Here is a 21640-nt window from a genome sequence, read left to right as displayed (position 1 = left end):
GTCCAGTGCCTTTCAGAGGCCGGGGATCAGGGAGATGACGAGATCGAGCAGCTTGATGCCGACGAAGGGGGCGACCAGCCCGCCGACGCCGTACACCAGCAGGTTGCGGCGCAGCAGGTCCGAGGCCGACGACGGCCGGTAGCGCACGCCGCGCAGGGCGAGCGGGATCAGCGCGACGATGACCAGCGCGTTGAACACGACCGCCGAGACGATCGCCGACTCGGGGCTGGACAGCCGCATGAGGTTGAGGACGTCGAGGTCGGGGAAGGCCACGACGAACATCGCCGGCAGGATGGCGAAGTACTTCGCGACGTCGTTGGCGATCGAGAAGGTCGTCAGCGCGCCCCGGGTGATGAGCAGCTGCTTGCCGATCTCGACGACGTCGATGAGCTTGGTCGGGTCGGAGTCGAGGTCGACCATGTTGCCGGCCTCCTTGGCGGCCATGGTGCCCGTGTTCATCGCGACGCCGACATCGGCCTGGGCCAGGGCGGGGGCGTCGTTGGTCCCGTCGCCGCACATGGCGACCATCCGGCCGCCCTCCTGCTCCTTGCGGATCAGGGCCATCTTGTCCTCGGGGGTGGCCTCGGCGAGTACGTCGTCGACGCCGGCCTCGGCCGCGATCACCCGGGCGGTGACCTGGTTGTCGCCGGTGATCATCACGGTGCGGATGCCCATCGCGCGCATCTCGGCGAAGCGCTCGCGGATCCCCTCCTTGACGACGTCCTTGAGGTGGATGACCCCGAGCAGCCGCGCCGGGTCCGTGCCGACCTGCTCGGCGACCACCAGGGGCGTGCCGCCGCTCCCGCTCACCTTCTCGACGAGGGTGTCCAGCTCGGGGGAGAGCCGGCCGCCGGTGCTGTGCACCCACTTCGTGACAGCCGAACCGGCGCCCTTGCGGATGCTGCGACCCGGCAGGTCGATGCCGCTCATCCGGGTGGTCGCGGAGAACTCGACCAGGGTGGCCCCCGCGGGGACGCGGCCGTGACCCGGGTCCCTGCCCTCGTCGCGCACCAGGTCCACGATCGACCGGCCCTCGGGGGTCTCGTCGGCCAGGGACGCCAGCAGCGAGGCGTCCGCGATCAGCTCGACGTCCACGCCCTCGAGAGGCAGCAGCTCCGTGGCTCGCCGGTTGCCGTAGGTGATGGTCCCGGTCTTGTCGAGCAGCAGGACGTCGACGTCACCGGCGGCCTCGACCGCGCGACCCGACATGGCGAGCACGTTGCGGCGTACCAGCCGGTCCATCCCGGCGATGCCGATCGCCGACAGCAGCGCCCCGATGGTGGTGGGGATCAGGCAGACCAGGAGTGCGGTGAGCACCACGACCGACTGGTGCGCGTCGCTGTAGTCCGCCAGCGGGTAGAGGGTCACGACGACGACCACGAAGACGGCCGTCAGCGCGATCAGCAGGACGTTGAGCGCGATCTCGTTCGGGGTGCGCTGGCGCTCCGATCCCTCCACCAGCGCGATCATGCGGTCCACGAACGAGTGTCCGGGCTCGGAGGTGATGCGCACGACGATCCGGTCGGAGAGCACCACGGTGCCGCCGGTGACCGCGCTCCGGTCGCCGCCGGACTCCCGGATCACCGGGGCCGACTCTCCGGTGACCGCAGACTCGTCGACACTGGCCACGCCCTCGATGACGTCGCCGTCGCCGGGGATCCGCTCGCCCGCCACGACGACGACGACGTCGCCGGCGCGCAGCTGGGTGCTCTGCACCTCGTCGGTGGGCAGGTCGGCCAGGTTGCCGGTGTGCTCGAGCTGGTCGCGACCGCCACGCACCCGCCGCGCCATCGTCTCCTGCTGGAGGGCGCGAAGGCTGGCCGCCTGGGCCTTGCCGCGCCCCTCGGCCACCGCCTCGGCCAGCGTGGCGAAGACGACGGTGAGCCACAGCCAGACCGTGACGGACCAAGCCATCACGCTGGGGTCCACGATCGCCATGACCGTGGTGGCCGCGGCGCCGATCTCGACGACCAGCATGACGGGGCTGCCGAGCAGCTCGCGCGGGTCGAGCTTGCGTACGGCGCCCGGCAGCGCGGAGACGAGCTGCTCGGTCACGGAGCGCTGGACGGCGGCGGGCTTGTGGTGGTGGTCCTCCGAGTCCGGGATGCCGGCACCCCGGGACCGGTGGGACTGGACGTTGGTGTGCTGGACGTTCATGCGAGGGACTCCACGATCGGACCGAGGACGAGCGCCGGGACGTAGGTCAGACCGACCACGATCAGCGCGACGCCGGTGAGCAGGACCACGAAGAGTGGCTTGGTGGTGGGGAGGGTGCCGGCGCTCTCGGGCAGCTGCTGCCGGCTCGCGAAGCGTCCGGCGAGGGCCAGGACGAAGACCATCGGCAGGAACCGGCCGGCCAGCATGCAGACACCGAGCAGGGTGTTCCAGAACGGCGTACCGCTGGTCAGTCCGGCGAAGGCGCTGCCGTTGTTGTTGGACGCCGACGTGGTGGCGTACAGGGCCTCGGACAACCCGTGCGGCCCGGACGCCTGGAGGCCGGCGAGGCCGGCGTCGGCGGACAGCGCGACGGCCACTCCGGCGAGCACGAGGAACGGCGTGGTCAGCACGTAGAAGGCGACGAGCACGATCTCGTGCTGCCCGATCTTCTTGCCGAGGTACTCCGGGGTGCGGCCGACCATCAGGCCGGACAGGAACACCGTGACCACGGCCAGCATCAACATGCCGTAGAGGCCCGAGCCGACGCCGCCGGGCGCGACCTCGCCGAGCATCATGTTGAACATCGCCACGCCTCCGCCGGGCGCGGTGAACGAGTCGTGCATGGAGTTGACCGCGCCGGTCGACGTGCCGGTCGTCGCGGCGCCGAAGAGTGCCGAGGCGGCGGTGCCGAAACGCATCTCCTTGCCCTCCAGGGCTCCGCCGGCGGCAGCCGGCGCCGAGCCGTGCCCAGCCATCTCGGCCCAGGTGAGCAGGGCGATCGAGATGCCCAGCAGGATCGCCATCACCGACAGGATCGCGATGCCCTGGCGGCGGTCCCCGACGATGATGCCGAAGGCCCAGGCCATCGCGAACGGGATGAGGAGGAGCAGGAAGACCTCGAGCAGGTTCGTGACGGGGGTCGGGTTCTCGAAGGGGTGCGAGGAGTTGGCGTTGTAGAAGCCGCCCCCGTTGGTGCCGAGCTCCTTGATGACCTCCTGGCTGGCGACCGGACCACCGGTGACGTGCTGGACGCCACCGGTGAGCGTGTGCACGGTCTGGGGGTCCGCGAGGTTCTGCACGGCGCCGAAGACGATCAGGACGAACGCCCCGACGACCGAGATCGGCAGCAGCACCCGGACGACGGTGCGCACGAGGTCGGCCCAGAAGTTGCCGACGCGGCCGTCCCGGGCGGAGCGGGCCAGGCCGCGGGCGAAGGCCGCGGCCACCGCCATGCCGACCGCGGCCGACACGAAGTTCTGCACGGTCAGGCCGGACATCTGGAACAGGTGGCCGACGGCGGCCTCGCCGGAGTACCACTGCCAGTTCGTGTTGGTCGTGAACGAGACGGCGGTGTTCCAGGCGCCGTCGCTGGGCAGCGCGCCGAAGCCGAGCGAGAGGGGGAGGTGCTGCTGGAGGCGCCCGAGCGCAAAGAGCGCCAGGACGCTCACGAGGGAGAAGCCGAGCACCGAGAACGCGTAGGTGCGCCAGTGCTGGTCGGCGTCGGGGTCGACGCGCAGGAGCCGGTACGACGCCCGCTCGACCGCGAGGTGACGGTCGCTGGTGTAGATGCCGGCCAGGAAGCGGCCCAGGAACGGCACACTGACCGCCAGCAGCAGGACGAGGGCGAGGATCTGCCCGAGCGCGGGCAGGGTCGCGCTCACCTGCTCCACCGCCGGTCGATCACGCCGACCAGGACGGCGGTGAGGGCGAAGAACGCCAGGGTCAGGAGTACGTAGACGAGGTCAGCCACGTCTCCATCCCAGTCCTGCCCAGGCGCCGACCCGTCGCTTCTTGACGCTTCCCTGACGCCGACCCGTCGCTTGTTGACGGGATCCGGACGGTGTGGTGAGGCGGCTCACGCGAGTCCCCGGGGGCTGGTCGCGGCCGTCGCCGGTGCTGGGCCCCTCGGGTCGTCCCGCCGTCCCGTGCGGGTCACGGTCAGGGATCCGTCAGACCCTGCGGCCCGGACGTCAGGGTTCCGTCAACGTTCCCCCGTCAGCCGCCGACCGAGGCCTTCACTGGAGACATGACCGGAACGAATCGCGCGCCATCCCTGACGGAGCTCTCCGAGGTGCGCTTCGGCCTCGTCGAAGCGGCGCTGCTCGTGACCGCGACGGTGTGCCACCGCCTCGAGGCCGACGTCCGGGTCGGGCTCACAGCCCTGGCCGCGGTGACGGCGGCATCCTGCGCGGCCCTGCCCGCGAGGTACGCGGTGGGCGTCGCGCTGAGCGCCTGGGCGTTCCTCACCGGCTTCGTGGTGCACGCGGGTGGTCAGCTGACCTTCGGGGCCGCCGACCTCGACCGGCTGGGATTCCTGCTGCTCCTCGGACTCGTCGCGGCGGCGGCGGCGTCGACGGTCGCGCGGCACGCGACTCGCCGCCAGGCGCTCGCGGCCCGGCCGGCGCCGCTCGACCCGGACAGGACGCGCGCAGGGGACCTGCTCGCCGGCGCGCGGCGCTGACCGCTCAGCCGACGTGGACGTGCGGGCGGCGCCTGCGGTCGGGCTCGGCCCGGCGGAGCACCTCGCGGGTCACCGGGGCCACCTCGCCCACGCCGAAGAAGAGGAACCGCAGGATCTGGGTGACCGGGTTGCCCTCGGTCCACTCGAAGTAGATGTGGGGGTTGACCCCGGTGCGGTCCCGCATGTGCAGGAGCAGGGCGGCCAGCGCGTTCGGCACCGTCGAGGACTCGAAGGTCAGCACCCGCCGGGTGCCGTGGCGGACCTCTCCGTGCACCGTGACGGTGGTCTCGAACTCCGAGGGGTCGGTCAGGATCACCTCGACGAAGATGATGTCGCCCTCGTCGCGCAGGTCGTTGTCCGCGACCACCTGGCGGGTCTTGTTGACGTACTCCTCGGCGTCTCCGGCGTCGGGCTCGTTGGCGATCAGGCGGATGCTGCGCCGCGCGCAGTCGCGCATGAAGCGCTCGGCGGTGGGATCGAGCTGGACCGAGGTCACGCGGGGCTCGAACGCGCGCTTCACCCGGGACCAGAACGACACGGCGATGATCGCGCCGATGAAGCAGGCCCCGATCTTGACGCCGTCGGGGCGTTCGATGACGTTGTCGATGGTGGTGTAGACGAACACGGCGGCGATGAGGGCGAACCCCACGAACCTCTTGCGTTGCCCCGCGTGCCGGGCCGCCAGCGTCACGGCCACCGCGGCGGAGGTCATGAGGACCAGCACGCCGGTGGCGTATGCCCCGCCCTGCGCGTCGACGCTCGCGTCGAAGATCCAGGTCACGAGGAACGCCGCGGCGGTGAGCACCAGGACGAGCGGCCGCACCGCCCGCGCCCAGTCCGGCGCCATGCCGTAGCGGGGCAGGTAGCGGGGGATCAGGTTCAGCATGCCGGCCATGGCCGAGGCCCCTGCGAACCACAGGATCGCGATCGTCGAGACGTCGTACACGGTGCCGAAGGTGCTGCCGAGCTGCTCGTGGGCGAGGTAGGCCAGAGCGCGGCCGTTGGCCTCGCCACCGACCTCGAACTCCTTCTCGGGGATCAGCAACGTGGTGACGATGCTGCTGGTCACCAGGAAGACGCTCATGATGACGGCCGCGGTCGTCAGCAGGCGCTTGGCGCCGCGGATCCGGCCCTCCGGACGCTGCTCGGTGTCGTCCGCGTCGCCCTCGATCTGCGGCATCACCGCTACCCCCGTCTCGAACCCGGAGAGACCAAGCGCCAGCTTGGGGAACACCAGCAGCGCGATCCCGACCATGGCCAGCGGGTTGCCGTGCTCCTGGGTCAGCGCGTGCCGCCAGTCGGTCACCACCGAGGGGGACGTCACGACCTCGTAGAGCGAGTCCGCGACGACCACCGCGTTCAACGCCAGGTAGGCGCCGACCAGCACGACCGCGATGCCGATCGCCTCGGTGAAGCCCCGCAGGAACACCGCACCGAGACCGCCGAGCAGCACCAGCGTGATGAGCAGCTCCTGGCCGTGCAGGGCCTCGGGGACGTGCGGGTTCTCGACCACGTGCGCCGTGGCGTCGGCGGCCGACAGGGTCATCGTGATGAGGAAGTCGGTCGCGGCGAAACCCAGCAGCACGAGGACGAAGAGCTTGCCCTGCCAGAAGGACAGGAGCCGCTCGAGCATGGCGATGGATCCCTCGCCGTGCGGAGACTCCTCCGCCACCCGGCGGTAGACAGGCAGCGCCCCTAGCAGCGTCAGCCCCACCAGTACGATCGTGGCGAGCGGTGAGAGCAGCCCGGCCGCCAGGGCCGCGATCCCGGGCTGGTAACCCAGTGTCGAGAAGTAGTCGAGGCCGGTCAGGCACATCACCCGCCACCAGACGTGCCGCTCCTGCTCCGGGGCAGGCACCCCGTGCGGGCCCTGCCCGCGGTGACCGGTCTCCGCGATGTCGGCCAGCAGCCAGGCGCGGAAGCCGCGCCGCGATCCGCCCTCCTCCAATGGACCGGAGTCGCGGGGCGGGGACGCGCTGGTGGTCATGAGCACAGCCTGCCCGTTCGTGGCTCCGGCGGCTGCATGCCGGGTTGACCGCTGACCGTCGGCGCGCAGAAATCTTGACGGTTTCTTGACGCCGACCCGTCGCAGGTTGACGGCGCCGGGGCATCGACCCGTCGTGTGTTGACGGTCGAGTGCGCCGGGCAGGAGTCACGATGGGCTCATGGAGTTCTCAGTCCTCGACGCCGGGAGCGCCCGGGGCCTCGCCACCGAGGTCTTCGAGGTGTACGCCGACGTCTTCGGCGCCCAGGGCGGCTTCGAGGAATGGCGGGGGTCACCGTGGGAGCGGCACCGGGCGCGGCCGGACTTCCGCCTCGCGACGGTGCGGGAGGGGGATCGGCTCATCGGTTTCAGCTGGGGGTACACCGGCCAACGGGGTGAGTACTGGCCCGACCTCGTGGTCGAGGAGCTGCCGGGCCTCGACGCCTGGGTGGGTGGTCACTTCGAGCTGGTCGAGCTGGCGGTGCTCGAGAAGTGCCGCGGCCGGGGCGCCGGCCGGCGACTGCACGACCTGCTCCTCGCTGGGCTGCCGCACGACCGGGCGCTGCTGTCCACGGCGGCCGACGAAGCCGACCCGGCGGTCCGGCTCTACCGGTCCAGGGGCTGGCAGCGACTCGGCCTGCTGGGTCCGGACAGACAGGTCATGGGGCTTCGGCTCGGCCGTGAAAGAGGGACGGGTCGACGTCGTACGCCGTGAAGCTGCGACGGGTCGACGTCGTACGCGGTGAAGCTGCGACGGGTCGACGTCGTACGCGGTGACGCTGCGACAGGTCAGCGGGGCACGCGCACGAGCAGCCGCCCGTGGATGCACTCCATCCGCAGCTCCCGACCCGGCCCGATCGAGTCGCCGTCGAGCTGGCGCGGGGTGTCGGTCGAGGAGCGGATGACCACCGAGGCTCCGGTCATCCGGTTCACGAGGTCGTCGGTGTGCTTGAGCTTGAGCAGCACCCGCCAGGCGAGCGGGATCCAGGAGAAGAAGTTGCGCGGGTGCAGGATCACCACGTCCAGCAGCCCGTCGTCGATCGCGGCGTCCGGCAGCAGCGGGAGGCCGGCCTGCAGGAAGCCGACGTTGCCGACCACGACGGTGCGGGCCCGGTGCCGGGTGAACTCCCCGCCGTCGACGGACACCTCGACCCTGACCGCCGGGAACATCAGCGACTTCAGGGCCGAGAGCACGTAGGCGACCCAGCCGACCCGCTTCTTCAGGTCCTCGTTGACGCCCTCCATGATCGCGGCGTCGAAGCCCATGCCCGCCATCACCATGAAGTGGGTGTCCTCGATGCCGTCGCCCCCGACCGACACGAGGTCGATGGCGCGGTCCTGGCCGTTGAGCGCCACGTCGATGGCGGCGCGGATGTAGAGCGGGATGTGCAGGTTGCGGGCCAGCAGGTTCCCGGTCCCGGCGGGCACGATGCCGACGGGGATGCCGGTGCCGGCGAGCTCGGCGCAGACCTCGCGCACCGTGCCGTCACCGCCGCAGACCAGCACCAGGTCGGCGCCCGCCACCGCGGCGGCCTCGGCCATGCCGGTGCCCGGGTCCTCGACGGTCGTGTAGTGCCAGGTCGGCTCCGACCACCCGGCCTCGACGGCCATCGCGGAGACGATCGCGCGGAACTGGCCCGGGTCCTCGACCTTGATCGGGTTGAGCACCACCGCCAGCTTCTTCGCGGACGGCAGCACCTCGGGCAGCGGCTCGGAGCCGATCGCCAGGCTGCGCGGCAGGGGGGTGTAGATCGTCAGGCCGAGCAGCACCATGCCGGCGCCGAGGAGCGCGCCCGCGGTCACGTCGCTGATGTAGTGGCGTCCGAGCAGGACCCGGTCGGCGCAGACCAGGAGCACCCACACCGCGAGGACGAGGTAGATGGTGCGGCGGGTGCTCGCCCGGCGCACGAGCATGACCGCCAGCACGACGCAGATCCCCGCGAACGCCGTCACCGACGAGGCGTGGCCGGAGGGGAAGGACTGCGTGGTCAGCAGCCCGTTCTGGTTCTGCCACGGTGGACGGCCGCGCCCGATCTGGACCTTGATCAGCGTGGTGACCAGCGAGGTCACCACCATCACCACGACCGCGAAGACCGCCGCCCGTCGGTGCTTCTTGAACAGCAGCATGCCGGCGAGGAGCGCGGTCAGGATCGTCATCCCGACGGTGGCGAACGCCGCCTCGACGCCCTTCAGCGGCTGTCTCATCCAGTGCGCGTCCACCGCCCACTGCTCGGCCGGGTCGCCGCGGTTGTCGATCGACGTCAGCGGACCCCAGTCGTGGGTGACGAGGACCCCGATCACCGCGAACAGCGCGAAGCAGAGGAGTGCCCAGCTCAGGGTGGTCAGGCGAGAACGGTCGAGCACGCGGGTCCCTTCGGGTGGCTGGGGCGGGGCCAAGTATGCCGGGGCAGGGGACCGTACCCGGGGGCGGCGCGTATCTCGCGTGAGCCTTCCCACGTACGACGGATAGCCTTGCCGCCATGACCTCACCCCACGACGAGCCTCGCTTCGCTCCCCTCGCCGCAGGGACCCCGGGATGATCGACCCGCGAGTGCTCCGAGACGACCCCGACCGCGTGCGCGCCGCCCAGGCCAAGCGCGGGCTGTCCGCCGACGTCGTGGACAGCGCGCTCGCCGCGGACTCCGCCCGCCGGGCCGCGATCGCGGACTTCGAGGCCAAGCGCGCGGAGCAGAAGCAGCTCGGCAAGCTGATCCCGAAGGCCCAGGGCGAGGAGAAGGCCGAGCTGCTCGCGCGCACCAAGACCCTGGCCGCGGACGTGAAGGCCGCCGAGGCCGCCCAGGCCGCCGCCGAGGAGACCTGGCAGGCCGCCCTGATGAGCATCCCCAACCTCGCGGCCGACGAGGCGCCCGCCGGTGGCGAGGACGACTTCGTGGTCCTCGAGACCGTGGGCACGCCGCGGCAGTTCGACTTCGAGCCCCGCGACCACGTGGAGCTCGGCCGGCTGCTCGGCGCGATCGACCTCGAGCGGGGCGCCAAGGTCTCGGGGTCGCGGTTCTACTTCCTCACCGGCGTCGGTGCAGAGCTGGAGTTCGCGCTGATCAACCTGGCCAACGAGACGGCCCGCGACTTCGGCTTCACCCAGGTGATCGCTCCGTCGATGGTCAAGCCGCGCGCGATGGACGGCACCGGCTTCCTCGGCCAGGCCGCCGACGACGTCTACCGGATCGAGGGCCAGGACATGTACCTCGTCGGGACCTCGGAGGTCCCGATGGCGGCGTACCACTCCGACGAGATCCTCGACGGGGCCTCGCTGCCGCTTCGGTACGCCGCGTTCAGCCCCTGCTTCCGCAAGGAGGCCGGCTCGCACGGCAAGGACACCAAGGGCATCATCCGCGTGCACTGGTTCGACAAGGTCGAGATGTTCGTCTACACGACGCTCGAGGACTCCTACGCCGAGCACCAGCGGCTGCTGGAGATCGAGAAGGCCTTCCTCGACAAGCTCGAGCTCGCCTACCAGGTGATCGACACCGCCGCCGGCGACCTCGGGCTCTCCGCGCAGCGGAAGTTCGACTGCGAGGCGTGGATCCCCACGCAGGGGAAGTACCGCGAGCTCACCTCGACCTCGAACTGCACCGAGTTCCAGACCCGCCGCCTCGACATCCGCGGCCGGTTCGCCGCGGACGGCGGCAGCGAGGTCCGGCCGCTCGCGACCCTCAACGGCACCCTGTGCGCCATCCCGCGCGCGATCGTGGCGATCCTCGAGACCCACCAGCAGGCGGACGGGTCGGTGCGGGTGCCCAAGGCGTTGCAGCCGTGGCTGGGTGGCCGCGAGGTCCTGGAGCCGGTCGCCCAGTGAGCGACTGGCAGCCACGGCTGGTCGCCCTCGACATCGACGGCACCCTGCTCAAGTGGGTCGAGGGCTCCGGGACGACCCACGAGGAGATCGCGCCGGCGGTGTACGACGCCGTGCACCGCGCCCTCGACGGCGGCGCGCACGTCGTGCTCGCCAGCGGCCGCTCGCCCCACGGCATGACCCGCATCGCGGACCTGCTCGACCTGCACGGCGGCGAGCGTGAGCGCCTGTGGGTTGTCGCGTCCAACGGGGCCGTGGTGTTCCGCTACCCGCCGGTCGAGGTCGTGCACGAGGAGACGTTCGACGCCCGCCCGGCGGTGGAGGCGGTGCTGGAGCACCACCCCAACGCGCTGGTCGCGGTCGAGGAGCGCGGTGTGGGCTACCGGGTCAACCGGCACTTCCCCGACGGTGAGCTCTCCGGCGAGATGACGATCGCCGAGGTCGAGGAGATCGTCGCCGGCCCGGTCAGCCGGGTGATCATCCGCGACCCCGAGGCCACGGTCGACGACTTCGTCGCGCTGGCCGAGAAGCTCGGCCTGCACGGCATCAACTACGTGGTCGGCTGGACCGCCTGGCTGGACCTGGCTCCGGTCGGGGTCTCCAAGGCCTCCGGCCTCGAGCGGGTCGCCGGCGAGCTCGGGCTGGGACCCGAGCACGCGCTGGCCATCGGCGACGGCCGCAACGACATCGAGATGCTGCAGTGGGTGCGCCGCGGTGTCGCCATGGGACAGGCCATCGACGAGGTCCGCGCCGCGGCCCACGACGTCACCGCGAGCGTGTACGACGACGGGGTCGCCGTGGAGCTCGACCGCTGGTTCCGGGACGGGCGACCGTGAGCCTGCACGCGGAGGTGACCACCCTGCGGTTGCGCCTGCCGCTGGTGACCCTCGACGAGCGCGAGGACATGCTGGCCGGGCGCCGGCGGCCGCAGTGGCACCCCGACTACCCCCGCGAGGACGACCGTGACGCCGTCTCGATGGTGCGCGGCGAGGTCGACCCGTGGGGGCCGCGCCACATCGTGCGCGCCTTCGACGGCCTGGTCGTCGGGTCGATCGGCTTCTTCGGCCCGCCCGCGGACGTCGACGGCACCCCCGAGACCGAGGTGGGGTACGGCCTGGTGGCCGACGCCCGGGGTCACGGCGCCGCCACCGAGGCGCTGCGCGGCCTGCTCGACCAGGCGGACCGCAGCGGGGTCCGGATCCGGGCCAGCGTGCGGCCCGACAACACCGCCAGCATCCGCGTCCTCGCCAAGTGTGGCTTCACCGAGCTGCGCGGCGCGAACGACGACGGCGAGCTGGTCATGGCCCGTCCGCTCCCGTGAGCCTGCCCCGGCTGGTCGCCACCGACCTCGACGGCACCCTGGTCCGCTCCGACGGGACCGTCTCGGACTTCACCCGCGAGGTGCTCGCCGAGATCGAGCGTCGCGGCGTCCCCGTCGTCTTCGTGACGGGACGCCCGCTGCGCTGGACCGAGGAGGTCTTCGGGCTGGTCGGGGAGCACGGCCTGGCCGTGGTGTCCAACGGCGCCCTGGTGTGGGACGTGGCCCGGTCCCGGCCGCACCTCGAGCGACCGATCGACCCCGCGCTCGGGCTGGAGGTCTGCACCCTGCTGCGCGAGGCGGTGCCCGGGACGTCGTACGCCGTCGAGACGCTGGAGGGGATCGGCCTGGAGCCGGCCTTCCAGGAGCGCCACCCGGTGCCCGACGCGGCCCGGCGCGCCCCCGTCGAGGAGCTGTTCACCCGGCCCGCGCTCAAGCTGCTCGCGCGGCACGAGGAGCTGGCGCCGCAGGAGTTCTGGGACGTCGCCGAGGCGGTCGTGCTCGGCCGGCTCGTCATCACCTGGTCGACGGCGACGTCGTTGCTGGAGATCAGCGCCCCCGGCGTGACCAAGGCGTCCACGCTGGCGATGCTGTGCGACGACCTCGGGGTCGACGCGGCCGACGTGATCGCGTTCGGCGACATGCCCAACGACCTGCCGATGCTCGCGTGGGCCGGCACCGCCTACGCGATGGCCGACGCACACCCCACGGTCACCGAGACCGCGCACCACGTGGCTCCCGGGCACGACGAGGACGGCGTCGCGCGGGTGCTGGCTGGTGTGTTCGACCTGTGATCTGTTTCGATGGGCGCGTGTCCGCCCCCCTGTCCTTCGCCGGCCGCCGCCTCCTGGCCGCCCTGCTGCTCGCCGGCTCCGGCGTGGTGCTGGGCCAGCTGCCGGCCCACGCCTGCACCTGCGCGACCACGAAGCCGCAGACGCAGGCCGGCAAGGCCGACGACGTCTTCACCGGCACGGTCACCGACGTGACCAGCAAGGGCAAGGGCGACCGGGCCTCGACGACGTACTCCGTCAGGGTCGAGCGGGTCTACAAGGGCGACGTCACGACCACGACGGTCGACGTCACCTCCGAGGGCGCCGGGAGCTCCTGCGGGCTCGACGACCTGGTGGCCGACAAGAAGTACGTCTTCTTCGTCAAGGTCGACGGGACGGCGATGACCACCGACTCCTGCAGTGGCACGGCGCCGGCGAAGGACGCGCTGGTCACCCAGGTGGAGAAGCTGCTCGGCGACGGCCACGCGGCGGTGCCGCCGGCTCCCGAGCAGGCGGAGTTCACGCGGGTCGCGGACGCCGAGCCGACCAGCCTGCCGCGGCTCGCCGCCCCCGGGGTCGCCCTCGTGCTGGTGGGCCTGCTCGGCCTGGTCGTCGTACGCCGCCTCGGCAAGCGCGCCTGACCCGACCTCAGAGGTACATGCCGCCGGACTCGCCGGGCCGGTGCGGCGCCTGCTGCTCGGTCTGCTGCCCGTCCTGCTGCGGCACCATCCCCTGCGGCAGTGCGCGACGGATCTGCTCGAACTGGGCCCGGGCCGCCATCTGCTGGGCATAGATCGCGGTCTGGATGCCGTGGAAGAGGCCCTCGAGCCAGCCGACGAGCTGGGCCTGCGCGATCCGCAGCTCGCCCTCGGACGGGGTCTGGTCCTCGGTGAACGGGAGGGTCAGCCGCTCCAGCTCCTCGACCAGCTCGGGCGCGAGCCCGGCCTCGAGCTCCTTGATGGAGGCCTGGTGGATCTCCTTGAGCCGGTTGCGGCTGGCCTCGTCGAGCGGGGCCGCCTTCACCTCCTCGAGGAGCTGGCGGATCATGCTGCCGATCCGCATCACCTTGGCGGGCTGCTCGACGAGGTCGGTGAGAGCCCGCTCCTCCCCGTCCCCGTCCTCGTCCCCCGACTCGGACTCGGCGGCGTTCATCTGCGCGATCGCCGAGGCCGGGACCGACCCCATCGGCTGCCCGTCGGGCCCGATGATCACGACCTGCTGCTCCTGCTCGCCGGGGTTCTCAGTCATGCGCCCCAGCCTAGGTGGTGGCTGAAGAGAGCCCTCCCAACGGATAGTCCGGCACGTTTCTGACGTCACGGGGGTCAGGAACGTGCCGGACCATCCACCTGTGAGCAGGAACGTGCCGGACTATCTCCCCGAAATCAGGTGGTGAGGACGATCTTGCCCATGTGCTCGCCGGACTCCATCAGGGCGTGGGCGGCGGCGGCCTCCTCGAGCGGCATGGTGCCGTGGACGATGGGGCGGACCCGGCCTTCGGAGACCAGGGGCCACACGTGCTCGACGACGGAGGCGCAGATGGCGGACTTGTCGGCGACGGGGCGGGAGCGCAGGGAGGTGGCGACGACCGCGCCGCGCTTGTTCAGCAGCTTGGCGATGTCGAGCTCGCCCTTGGTGCCGCCCTGCATCCCGATGATGACGAGGCGGCCCTCCTTCGCGAGGGCGTCCACGTTGCGGCCGAGGTACTTCGCGCCCATGTTGTCCAGGATCACGTCGGCGCCGTGGCCGTCGGTCTTGTCCCGCACGACCTCGACGAAGTCCTCGTCGCGGTAGTTGATGGTGACGTCGGCGCCGAGGTCCGCGCACGCGGCGAGCTTCTCCGGCGTGCCCCCGGTGGTGAACACCCGCGACCCGTTGGCCGCGGCGAGCTGGATCGCGAAGGTGCCGATGCCGCCGGCCCCGCCGTGCACGAGGAGGTTCTCGCCCGGCTGCAGCGCCGCGATCATGAAGACGTTGGACCAGACCGTGCACGCGACCTCCGGCAGCGCGGCCGCGGTCACCAGGTCCACCCCGTCCGGCACGGGCATCACCTGGCCGGCGGGGACGACCACCCGGGTCGCGTAGCCGCCGCCGGCGAGCAGCGCGCACACCTCGTCGCCCACCGCCCAGTCGGTGACGTCGGGCCCCACCGCGTCGATGGTGCCGCTGCACTCGAGGCCGATGATGCCCGAGGAGCCGGGCGGCGGCGGGTAGTGCCCCTGCCGCTGCAGCAGGTCGGCCCGGTTGATCGCGGTCGCGGTGATCGAGATGGCCACCTCGCCGGGGCCCGGCTCGGGGTCGGGCAGATCGGCGACGGACAGGACGTCGGGCCCTCCGGCCCCGGAGGCGATGACGGCGCGCATGCCCGCCACCCTAGGACCCCGCCCGCAGCCGGCGCTGTCCCCCGCGGTCCGGTTCAGTCGTCGAAGGTGTCCGCGGTGTGGTCGACCCCGGTGTCGTCGGGGATCGGGTCGTCGACGTCGTCGGGGTCGGGGGCGTCGGCCGGGCGGTCCCAGCCCTCGGCGAGGCGTTGCGCCCGGGCGGCGAGCGCCTCGACCCTCTCCGGGTCCGCGCCGCTCGAGCCGGCGGCCAGGCCGAGGAGGTACGCCGTCACGGGCGCGGCCGGCCGCTCCACGGTGTGCGCGACCGTGCGGGCGAGGTCGAGGACCAGCCCCTCGTCGATCTCGGCTTCGATGTCGAGGACGTCGCTCAGCTCGTCGATCCAGTCGTGCAGGTTCACGTTCTCAGGTTTCCCAGATCCGGGCGGGTGCCGCAACCCCTGACACGCCGCGATTCTGCTCCTGCAGGTCCCGCACGTCCGCCCAGGTGTCGACGTCCCGGCCCTCGTCGCCCTGCGGGGCCACCTCCGCGAGGTCGAGACCGGCGAGCAGCCGGCGGATGGCCATACCGTGCTGGCCCTCGTGGTCGGGCCGCACCGCGTCGAGCCGGGCCAGGTCCAGCACGCCGGCGAGCTGCCTGCGTCCGTCGACGTCGGTGAGGAAGGCGCCGTCGCGGTCCACGGCGGCCTCGTGCAGCCGGCGGAAGGTGTACGCCGTCACGCGGGGCATGTCCACGGCCAGGACCCCGAGGGAGGTCGCGCGCCGGGCCAGGGCGTCCCGCCCGGTGAGCAGGGCCGCCACCGGTCCGCCGTACCTCGGGTCCTCGCGGACGAAGGTCACCGGCCGGGTGGTCGGGACGGGGTCGCCCACGACGACGACCTCGGCGGCGTCGAGGAGGGCGTCGAGAGCCCACTCGAGGAGCGTGCGGCCGGCGTGCTCGAGGGACGCCTTGTCGGCCCCGTCGAGGCGGGCGGCCGTGCCGCCGGCGAGGACGACAGCGGCGAAACCGGTGGTTCCGGGAGCGAGATCCACGCCCGCAGTCTCCCACCGCCCGTGCCGCCGGTGGCAGGCTGGACCCGTGACGGATCCCACGCAGCTGCGCGTCGCCCTCGTCCAGCAGGCCGCCGACCTCGACCCGGAGGTGAACCGCGCCCGGCTCGCCGACCTGGTGCCGGAGGGCGCGGACCTCGTCGTCCTGCCGGAGGCCTGGGCCCGCGACTTCGGCGAGGCCGGCTCCGACGTGAGCCCCTTCGCCGAGACGACGGATGGACCGTTCGCCGCCGAGCTGGCACGGGTCGCGAAGGAGCGGGACACCACGGTGGTGGCGGGGATGTTCGAGTCCGGGGAGGACCCGGCCCGGCCGTTCAACACGCTGGTGATGCGTGGCGCCGCCACCGCGGACTACCGCAAGATCCACCTCTACGACTCCTTCGGCTACCGCGAGTCCGACCGGCTCGGCGCCGGCCCGGTGCGACCGCGGGTGGTCGAGGTCGGCGGCTTCGCCGTCGGCCTGATGACCTGCTACGACCTGCGCTTCCCCGAGCTCGGGCGGGCGCTCGTCGACGCCGGTGCCGAGGTGCTGGTCGTCCCGGCCGCGTGGGTGGCGGGCCTGCGCAAGGTCGAGCACTGGCGCACGCTGGTCCGGGCCCGGGCCATCGAGAACACCGTGTACGTCGTCGCCGTGGGCCAGCCGGCCCCGCGCTACAGCGGCCACTCGCTGGTCGTCGACCCGCTCGGCGACGTGCTGGTGGAGGCCGGGGACGGCCCCGACCTGCTCACCGCCACCCTGGAGCGCGCGCGGCTGGAGGAGGCGCGGCGTACCAACCCCTCGCTCGCGAACCGGCGAATGTAACCTTCCACGTCGTGTCCTCGCCCGCCCCGCGTCGTCGTGCCAGCCGCCCGCCGTCGCGGTCGAGCCGGGCGTGGGGCCGGGGCCGCGACACGATCGGTGGGCTGGCGGCCTCGCGGCTGCCGCTCGCGGCCGGGTGTGTCGGCCTGCTCGCCGGGCTCGCGGCGCTGGTCGCCGCGATGGTGCCGGTCGGTCCCGCCTGGCTGGGCAGGGCCGGCGCGGTCGCGGTCGTGAGCGTCTACTCGTGGGCGCTCGCCGCCCGCACGGGTGGCCGCCCCGTCATCTTCGGCTCCCTCGCCCTGGCGCTCGGGGTGCTGGTGCTCGCCGCGGACGCGCCCTTCCTGCGGACGGGGGCGGCGGTGATGACCTGCGTGGTCTCCGCGGTGCTCGCGGTGATGGCGACGGTGCCGGCGGTCCGCTTCGTCGGCGCGGCCCGGGAGGCCGTGATCGCGGTCCTGATCGCCGCCGTGGGGGCGCTGGCCACGGTGGGCTTCGAGCCGGTCATCACCCTGGCCCGCTTCGAGTACGCCACGCTCGGGCTGGCCGTGCTCGGTGCCTTCGGCGTCGTCTACCGCCTCGGCGCCGGCCTGCACGGCCTCGGCCGGCGCGGCATCCTCACGGTGCTGGTCGGCACCGCCGTGCTCGGGCTGACGCTCGCGTACGCCGAGCTGCTGCGCCGCTACGGCACCCCGGGCCTGGTCTCCTCCCTGCTCGACGGCGTCGTGTGGAGCCGGGACACGCTCGGGGCGTTCCCGCGGCCGATCGAGACGGTGCTCGGGATCCCGGCGCTCGCGTGGGGCTGCCACATGCGCGCCCGCCGGCGTCAGGGCTGGTGGGTGTGCGCCTTCGGGGTCGCCGCGACCGCACCGGTGACGCAGGCGCTGCTCAACCCGGCGATCTCCCTGGCCGAGAGCGGGCTGTCCGTGGCGTACGGCGTCGTGGGCGGCCTGGTGCTGGGCTTCGTCGTGATCCGGGTGGACCTCGCGCTCACCGGCCCGCGCGGCAGCCGCGCCCGCCGGGCCGAGGAGGCCGCGGCGGCGCGGCCCGAGCCGCCCCGCACGGCCGCTCTGCAGTGACCCGACCGGCGGCGGTTGGACCGGCGCGGGTGCTCGGCAGAGGGGGCGGGATTCGAACCCGCGGCTGACATCTCTGCCAGCGACCGCTTTCAAGGCGGTTCCGATCGGCCACTCCGGCACCCCTCCGTGCCGCCCGGGGGCGGGCACCGGAGCAGTCTAGAGGCGCCGGGTGCCGGGCCGGGGACCTACTCCTCGCCGCCCAGCTCGAGCTCGACGGCGTCGTAGGCCAGGTCGTGCCGGCGCTGCAGGTGGTGGCTGACGTCGACGACCAGCCGGTGGACCTCGGTGCGCACCCGCTCGACGTCGGGGCTCTCGAGCACGGCCGGTCCCGCGGCGGCGAGCCGGCTGACGAGGGCCTGCCGCTCGCGCAGCAGGCCGCCGCTGCGGGCGGCGAGCCACCCGTCGTCGATCAGGTCGTCCTCGGCGACCAGCGCGTCCCGGACGGCGGCCATCCGCTGCCGCACGGTCCAGCCCCAGCCGCTGCGGTCGGCCGCGGCGCCGCGCGGTGCGTCCAGCGCCTGCTGCAGCCGGCCCAGCGCCTCCGGCAGGCCGCCGGGGACGGGGGCCGCCGGACGGCGGTCCGGCGGGGTGCTCGCGAGGGGAGTGGGTGCGACCATGGCTGTCTCCCGGGGGAAGCCGGAGTGGGGTGGGGTTCGAGTGTGACCCGCCTCGCGGGCGCTCGACAAGGCCGGTTGGCCCTCGAGTTCCGGTGTCTTGTTCAATCATCTCCATGCCCGGTCCCACCTCGTCCGACTATCGACTCTCGCCCGCCCTCGGCGCCCGGTTGATGGGCACGCTCCTGGTCGTCCTCGCCCTCCTCCTCTTCGCCGCGACCGCGCTGGTGGCGGTCCTGCACCTGTCGCTGGACCTGATCGTGCTGCTGGCCGTGCTCGGCCTGGTCCTGGTCTTCGGGGGCGGTTGGTTCCTGACCCGTCGGACGTACGTCGTCCACCTCGACGAGGACGGCTACCGGGTCCGGCTGATCCGGGGCGCGGGCGTCACCGAGGCCCGGTGGAAGGACGTCGAGGAGGTGGTCGCCGCCTCGCCGCGCGGCATCGACTGCCTCGTGCTGCGCCTGCGCGGCGGGACCACCACCACGATCCCGGTGGCCGCGGTGGCGGCCGACCGTGAGGAGCTCGCCCGCGACGTGCGGGACCACGTGCGGCGGGGCCAGGGCCTGCGCCCGCTGTGACGGCGTACGCCCCCAGTTCACGCGCACCAGGCGCGGGGCCGCCGAGCGCAGGCGCCGTCCACGATGATGGCGAGGGCGCGAGTCACGGCTGGCTGCGGGGCGGCAGGGGCCGACCGTCGGCTCGGTGGAACAGGCATGCCCCGGACAGGTCGCTCCCCTCGACCACCGAGCCCCACAGCACCGAGGGAACCAGACCGTCGCCGCGAGGTATGCGGCCGTCGCACTGGGTCGCCGCACGGGCTCGTTCCCGGCGCGTCGGGTAGGTGGATGTGGGGGCGGTGTGGATGACGTCCCCGGTCGCCTCGAAGAGGTGTGGCTCGGTGCAGCTGACGTAGGCCTGCCTGCGGCGGGGGTCTGGGGCGTGGTCGAGGCAGGCCCACGACCCTGCCGGTGGACGGCGGGCGGCGTCACGGCCGGAGAAGGAGGTCTCGCGGGGGGCCGACTTCCCGGTGGTCGCCGGGAAGAAGAGGTCGCAGCGCACCCATGAGGCCCCGTCGTCGACCTGCTTCTCGCTGGGTAGGAAGAGGACTACGGACCACGGGATCCAGGACGCGTCGCTGATGCCTACGTACCCGCGAACGTAGGCGTGGCAGCGCTCCGAGACCTCCAGGGCCGCGTCCGGGGTGGGGCGTGCCAGCGGGTACACGAACACGGTTTCCGTCGTGTGCGGCGCGGTGCACGACACGGTCTGCGAGTCGTCGCGCCAGTAGTCGTCGTCGGCCACGAGCTCCGGAGGCACCCGCCAGCAGGTTCCCTCGGCCGCAGAGCCCGGTTGGATCGCGGAACCCGTCCCGTCCGCCCGCGGAGGGTCGTCGGGCGTGCTCCCTCCACAGCCGGTGACGAGGACTGACACCAGGCCGAGCACGACGGTGCGCGGGAACGTCAAGGGGTTGCCCCAGACTCGAGACGACCCTTGAACAGTACGGCCAGGGACCGACACGGTGAAGAGCCGTCGTGCCCGGCGCCAGGGACACCCCCCGCGAGGCCGGACGTCGGGCGCGACGCTCCGCCCCCTGATTCGTCCCCGACCGGGGCCTCCTTGTAGCCTGTGCTGGCTGTCGGGAGGCGTCGCCTAGTCCGGTCTATGGCGCCCGCCTGCTAAGCGGGTTGAGGGCAAACCCCTCTCGCGGGTTCAAATCCCGCCGCCTCCGCCAGTGTGTCGGCCCCCTTCGGAGCTCCTCCGGAGGGGGCCGATCCCGTCTGCAGGATCGTGCATCCTGGAGCCTCGTTTGCATGAATGTGCAATGCAGAAATCTGAGGGAACGTTCGACCCCCGAGAAATGCAGAACTGCAACACACTTCTTGCATGGCCGTTCCGTGGGCCTAGAAAATCGAAGCTGGAGGGATTCATGAACATCGCACGCAAGGCGGCCATCGCAGTAGCCACCGCCGGCCTCAGCCTCGGGCTTCTCGGGATCAGCGCCCCGGCGCAGGCTGACAGCAGCTGGGGTTACGTCCACGTCCAGAAGTGACGTAGGGAGCAACTCCACACAGACGTGAGACGGGGACCCAACTCACCCCCCACCTTGTTCGGTCCCAGTGCCACCCCCCGGCCCGTCTCATCAGCGCGAGGGCAACGACCACCCGGTCGTTGCCCTCGCGACATTTGTGCGTGAGCTGGTTGCCCCCGCCCGGAGGCGGCGCGGCGTCCAGCGGCTCAGGAGCCGCCCGAGTCCGGGGTGGACTCCGAGCCGGAGATCCCTTGCTGGCCGATCACGTAGCCGAGCTGGAACCGGGTCTCCGCCTCGAATTCGGTCTTGAGGTCGGCGACGTAGCCCGCGTAGGTGCGCGGGCTGACCCCGAGCCGCTTGGCCGAGACCGGGTCGGAGTGGCCCTCGATCAGCATCCGCAGCGTCATCGCGCGCTGCTCGGCGGCGATGTCCTTCATCAGGGCGGTCTCGCTGCTGGTGAAGGGGCGAGCCCGCTCCCAGGACCTCTCGAAGACGTCGACGAGGTAGGCCACGACCGACGGCTCCCGCACGGCCATGGCCACGCTGAGGTCGTCGCCGCTGGGGATCACGGCGACCCGGCGGTCGATCACGATCATCCGGTTGAAGAACTCGTCGAGCGTCCGGACCTCGGCGCCACGGTCGGTGACGGCGGCGACGTACTTCCTCGTCACCGAGCTCCGGCGGGCGCTGTGCTGGTAGAGCGTCCGGATCCTGGCGCCCCGCTCGAGCAGGTTGGTGTCGCGGAGCGCGGCGAGTGCGAGCTTGCGGGGGTCCCGGCCGGTCTGCGGCTGCGCGGTGAGCATCTCCTCCTCGCAGTCGGCGACCAGGCCCTCGAGGAACGGGTCGATGGCCTCGGCGTGGACGTAGGTGAAGGGGCCCCGCGACGGGGCGCGGGCGGCGCGTCGCCAGGCGTGGTCGAGCACCCCGAACGCCTTCGCCCAGCTGGACGACTCCGCGAGCAGGTCCGTGCCCCGCTGACCGAGCGGGGCCACGACGCGGGACTGGACGGTGGTGGGGTCGACGCCCTGCCAGGTGTCGGTGGCGGGGTCGCGGTTGACGAGGTTGAGCCGGCGAAGGAGCGCGAACGGCTCCTCCAGGGCGCCACCGGCCACGATGCGGGGGTCCTGGGTGGAGATGCCGCTCTTGGCGATGATCTCCTCGAAGAGCTGGGTCGCGGCGGTCTCGAAGAGCGCACGGTCCTCGGGGCCGTAGGTCTCCACAGATGTCCCTTC

Annotated in this window: 22 protein-coding genes and 2 tRNA genes; 12 read left to right on the top strand and 12 right to left on the bottom strand. The window is 72.4% G+C overall.

What is annotated here, in order from left to right; all coding sequences use genetic code 11:
- Positions 1 to 12: 12 nt before the first annotated feature.
- Entirely contained in the window at positions 13 to 2157 is a 2145-nt protein-coding gene (gene kdpB, locus ACZ43H_RS18945) for a potassium-transporting ATPase subunit KdpB (protein WP_464585499.1), read from the bottom strand.
- A complete protein-coding gene (gene kdpA, locus ACZ43H_RS18940; protein ID WP_464585497.1) occupies positions 2154 to 3818 on the bottom strand; it encodes a potassium-transporting ATPase subunit KdpA in 1665 nt (554 codons plus the stop codon). The genes kdpB and kdpA overlap by 4 nt, the downstream gene beginning before the upstream one ends.
- Positions 3819 to 4183: 365 nt before the next feature.
- Between kdpA and ACZ43H_RS18935 the strand changes: the two genes are divergently transcribed.
- Positions 4184 to 4618 (top strand): hypothetical protein, encoded by a 435-nt coding sequence (locus tag ACZ43H_RS18935; protein ID WP_464585496.1) that lies wholly within the window; start codon positions 4184 to 4186, stop codon positions 4616 to 4618.
- A 4-nt stretch (positions 4619 to 4622) separates the two neighbouring features.
- Here the strand turns inward: ACZ43H_RS18935 and ACZ43H_RS18930 are convergent, their stop codons facing one another.
- Positions 4623 to 6605 (bottom strand): APC family permease, encoded by a 1983-nt coding sequence (locus ACZ43H_RS18930; protein ID WP_464585494.1) that lies wholly within the window; start codon positions 6603 to 6605, stop codon positions 4623 to 4625.
- Between the two features lie 178 nt (positions 6606 to 6783).
- Between ACZ43H_RS18930 and ACZ43H_RS18925 the strand changes: the two genes are divergently transcribed.
- Entirely contained in the window at positions 6784 to 7317 is a 534-nt protein-coding gene (locus ACZ43H_RS18925; protein ID WP_464585492.1) for a GNAT family N-acetyltransferase, read from the top strand.
- A 74-nt stretch (positions 7318 to 7391) separates the two neighbouring features.
- Here the strand turns inward: ACZ43H_RS18925 and ACZ43H_RS18920 are convergent, their stop codons facing one another.
- On the bottom strand, positions 7392 to 8966 hold the full coding sequence (locus tag ACZ43H_RS18920; RefSeq protein ID WP_464585491.1) for a bifunctional phosphatase PAP2/diacylglycerol kinase family protein: 1575 nt from the start codon (positions 8964 to 8966) through the stop codon (positions 7392 to 7394).
- Positions 8967 to 9138: 172 nt separating this feature from the next.
- Between ACZ43H_RS18920 and serS the strand changes: the two genes are divergently transcribed.
- From serS to ACZ43H_RS18895, 5 genes are read left to right on the top strand one after another with little or no spacing between them, the layout of a single operon-like run.
- Entirely contained in the window at positions 9139 to 10419 is a 1281-nt protein-coding gene (serS, locus tag ACZ43H_RS18915) for a serine--tRNA ligase (RefSeq protein ID WP_464585489.1), read from the top strand.
- Entirely contained in the window at positions 10416 to 11252 is an 837-nt protein-coding gene (locus tag ACZ43H_RS18910) for an HAD family hydrolase (protein ID WP_464585487.1), read from the top strand. Before serS ends, ACZ43H_RS18910 begins: the two co-directional genes overlap by 4 nt.
- Entirely contained in the window at positions 11249 to 11737 is a 489-nt protein-coding gene (locus ACZ43H_RS18905; protein ID WP_464585485.1) for a GNAT family N-acetyltransferase, read from the top strand. Before ACZ43H_RS18910 ends, ACZ43H_RS18905 begins: the two co-directional genes overlap by 4 nt.
- Positions 11734 to 12528 (top strand): HAD family hydrolase, encoded by a 795-nt coding sequence (locus tag ACZ43H_RS18900; RefSeq protein ID WP_464585484.1) that lies wholly within the window; start codon positions 11734 to 11736, stop codon positions 12526 to 12528. Before ACZ43H_RS18905 ends, ACZ43H_RS18900 begins: the two co-directional genes overlap by 4 nt.
- A gap of 17 nt (positions 12529 to 12545) precedes the next feature.
- Positions 12546 to 13145, top strand: a complete 600-nt coding sequence (locus ACZ43H_RS18895; RefSeq protein ID WP_464585483.1) for a hypothetical protein — start codon at positions 12546 to 12548, stop codon at positions 13143 to 13145.
- A 7-nt stretch (positions 13146 to 13152) separates the two neighbouring features.
- On the opposite strand, the gene ACZ43H_RS18890 is transcribed toward ACZ43H_RS18895, so the two are convergent.
- From ACZ43H_RS18890 to mobA, 4 genes are all read right to left on the bottom strand, one after another.
- A complete protein-coding gene (locus ACZ43H_RS18890; protein ID WP_464585481.1) occupies positions 13153 to 13752 on the bottom strand; it encodes a bacterial proteasome activator family protein in 600 nt (199 codons plus the stop codon).
- A 134-nt stretch (positions 13753 to 13886) separates the two neighbouring features.
- Positions 13887 to 14864, bottom strand: a complete 978-nt coding sequence (locus ACZ43H_RS18885; protein ID WP_464585479.1) for an NAD(P)H-quinone oxidoreductase — start codon at positions 14862 to 14864, stop codon at positions 13887 to 13889.
- A 53-nt stretch (positions 14865 to 14917) separates the two neighbouring features.
- The gene (locus ACZ43H_RS18880; RefSeq protein ID WP_464585477.1) at positions 14918 to 15241 is read right to left on the bottom strand and encodes a DUF6457 domain-containing protein; all 324 of its coding nucleotides are present in this window, start codon (positions 15239 to 15241) and stop codon (positions 14918 to 14920) included.
- Positions 15242 to 15245: 4 nt separating this feature from the next.
- Positions 15246 to 15872 carry a molybdenum cofactor guanylyltransferase gene (gene mobA, locus ACZ43H_RS18875; protein WP_464585475.1) on the bottom strand — a complete coding sequence of 209 codons (627 nt, stop codon included), beginning with the start codon at positions 15870 to 15872 and terminating at the stop codon, positions 15246 to 15248.
- Positions 15873 to 15918: 46 nt separating this feature from the next.
- Between mobA and ACZ43H_RS18870 the strand changes: the two genes are divergently transcribed.
- Positions 15919 to 16692, top strand: a complete 774-nt coding sequence (locus ACZ43H_RS18870; RefSeq protein ID WP_464585473.1) for a carbon-nitrogen hydrolase family protein — start codon at positions 15919 to 15921, stop codon at positions 16690 to 16692.
- An 11-nt stretch (positions 16693 to 16703) separates the two neighbouring features.
- Positions 16704 to 17765 carry a hypothetical protein gene (locus tag ACZ43H_RS18865; RefSeq protein ID WP_464585471.1) on the top strand — a complete coding sequence of 354 codons (1062 nt, stop codon included), beginning with the start codon at positions 16704 to 16706 and terminating at the stop codon, positions 17763 to 17765.
- Between the two features lie 37 nt (positions 17766 to 17802).
- Here ACZ43H_RS18865 and ACZ43H_RS18860 read toward each other — a convergent pair.
- Positions 17803 to 17891 (bottom strand) — tRNA-Ser (locus ACZ43H_RS18860).
- 59 nt (positions 17892 to 17950) lie between these two features.
- Positions 17951 to 18382, bottom strand: coding sequence for a hypothetical protein (locus ACZ43H_RS18855; RefSeq protein ID WP_464585469.1), 432 nt, complete (start codon positions 18380 to 18382; stop codon positions 17951 to 17953).
- 113 nt (positions 18383 to 18495) lie between these two features.
- Here ACZ43H_RS18855 and ACZ43H_RS18850 point away from each other — a divergent pair, with 113 nt between their 5' ends.
- Complete coding sequence (locus ACZ43H_RS18850) at positions 18496 to 18957, top strand: hypothetical protein (protein WP_464585467.1); 462 nt, start codon at positions 18496 to 18498, stop codon at positions 18955 to 18957.
- Between the two features lie 82 nt (positions 18958 to 19039).
- Here ACZ43H_RS18850 and ACZ43H_RS18845 read toward each other — a convergent pair whose 3' ends face one another.
- Positions 19040 to 19696, bottom strand: coding sequence for a septum formation family protein (locus tag ACZ43H_RS18845; protein WP_464585466.1), 657 nt, complete (start codon positions 19694 to 19696; stop codon positions 19040 to 19042).
- Positions 19697 to 20018: 322 nt separating this feature from the next.
- Between ACZ43H_RS18845 and ACZ43H_RS18840 the strand changes: the two genes are divergently transcribed.
- Positions 20019 to 20111, top strand: a tRNA-Ser gene (locus ACZ43H_RS18840).
- Between the two features lie 195 nt (positions 20112 to 20306).
- Complete coding sequence (locus ACZ43H_RS18835; protein WP_464585464.1) at positions 20307 to 20429, top strand: hypothetical protein; 123 nt, start codon at positions 20307 to 20309, stop codon at positions 20427 to 20429.
- Positions 20430 to 20614: 185 nt separating this feature from the next.
- Here the strand turns inward: ACZ43H_RS18835 and ACZ43H_RS18830 are convergent, their stop codons facing one another.
- On the bottom strand, positions 20615 to 21628 hold the full coding sequence (locus ACZ43H_RS18830; protein ID WP_464585462.1) for a LuxR family transcriptional regulator: 1014 nt from the start codon (positions 21626 to 21628) through the stop codon (positions 20615 to 20617).
- Between the last annotated feature and the right edge of the window lie 12 nt (positions 21629 to 21640).

This window comes from Nocardioides sp. DN36, from assembly GCF_055380375.1.
Note: the sequence above shows the minus strand (reverse complement) of the source record. Positions and strands in the feature narration are given on the sequence as shown.

Coding starts and splice junctions, on each gene's coding strand:
- ACZ43H_RS18855 (WP_464585469.1), bottom strand. CDS start 18,382: ATGGTCGCACCCACTCCCCTCGCGAGCACCCCGCCGGACCGCCGTCCG.
- serS (WP_464585489.1), top strand. CDS start 9,139: ATGATCGACCCGCGAGTGCTCCGAGACGACCCCGACCGCGTGCGCGCC.
- ACZ43H_RS18930 (WP_464585494.1), bottom strand. CDS start 6,605: ATGACCACCAGCGCGTCCCCGCCCCGCGACTCCGGTCCATTGGAGGAG.
- ACZ43H_RS18925 (WP_464585492.1), top strand. CDS start 6,784: ATGGAGTTCTCAGTCCTCGACGCCGGGAGCGCCCGGGGCCTCGCCACC.
- ACZ43H_RS18835 (WP_464585464.1), top strand. CDS start 20,307: ATGAACATCGCACGCAAGGCGGCCATCGCAGTAGCCACCGCCGGCCTC.
- ACZ43H_RS18890 (WP_464585481.1), bottom strand. CDS start 13,752: ATGACTGAGAACCCCGGCGAGCAGGAGCAGCAGGTCGTGATCATCGGG.
- kdpB (WP_464585499.1), bottom strand. CDS start 2,157: ATGAACGTCCAGCACACCAACGTCCAGTCCCACCGGTCCCGGGGTGCC.
- ACZ43H_RS18885 (WP_464585479.1), bottom strand. CDS start 14,864: ATGCGCGCCGTCATCGCCTCCGGGGCCGGAGGGCCCGACGTCCTGTCC.
- ACZ43H_RS18850 (WP_464585467.1), top strand. CDS start 18,496: ATGCCCGGTCCCACCTCGTCCGACTATCGACTCTCGCCCGCCCTCGGC.
- ACZ43H_RS18935 (WP_464585496.1), top strand. CDS start 4,184: ATGACCGGAACGAATCGCGCGCCATCCCTGACGGAGCTCTCCGAGGTG.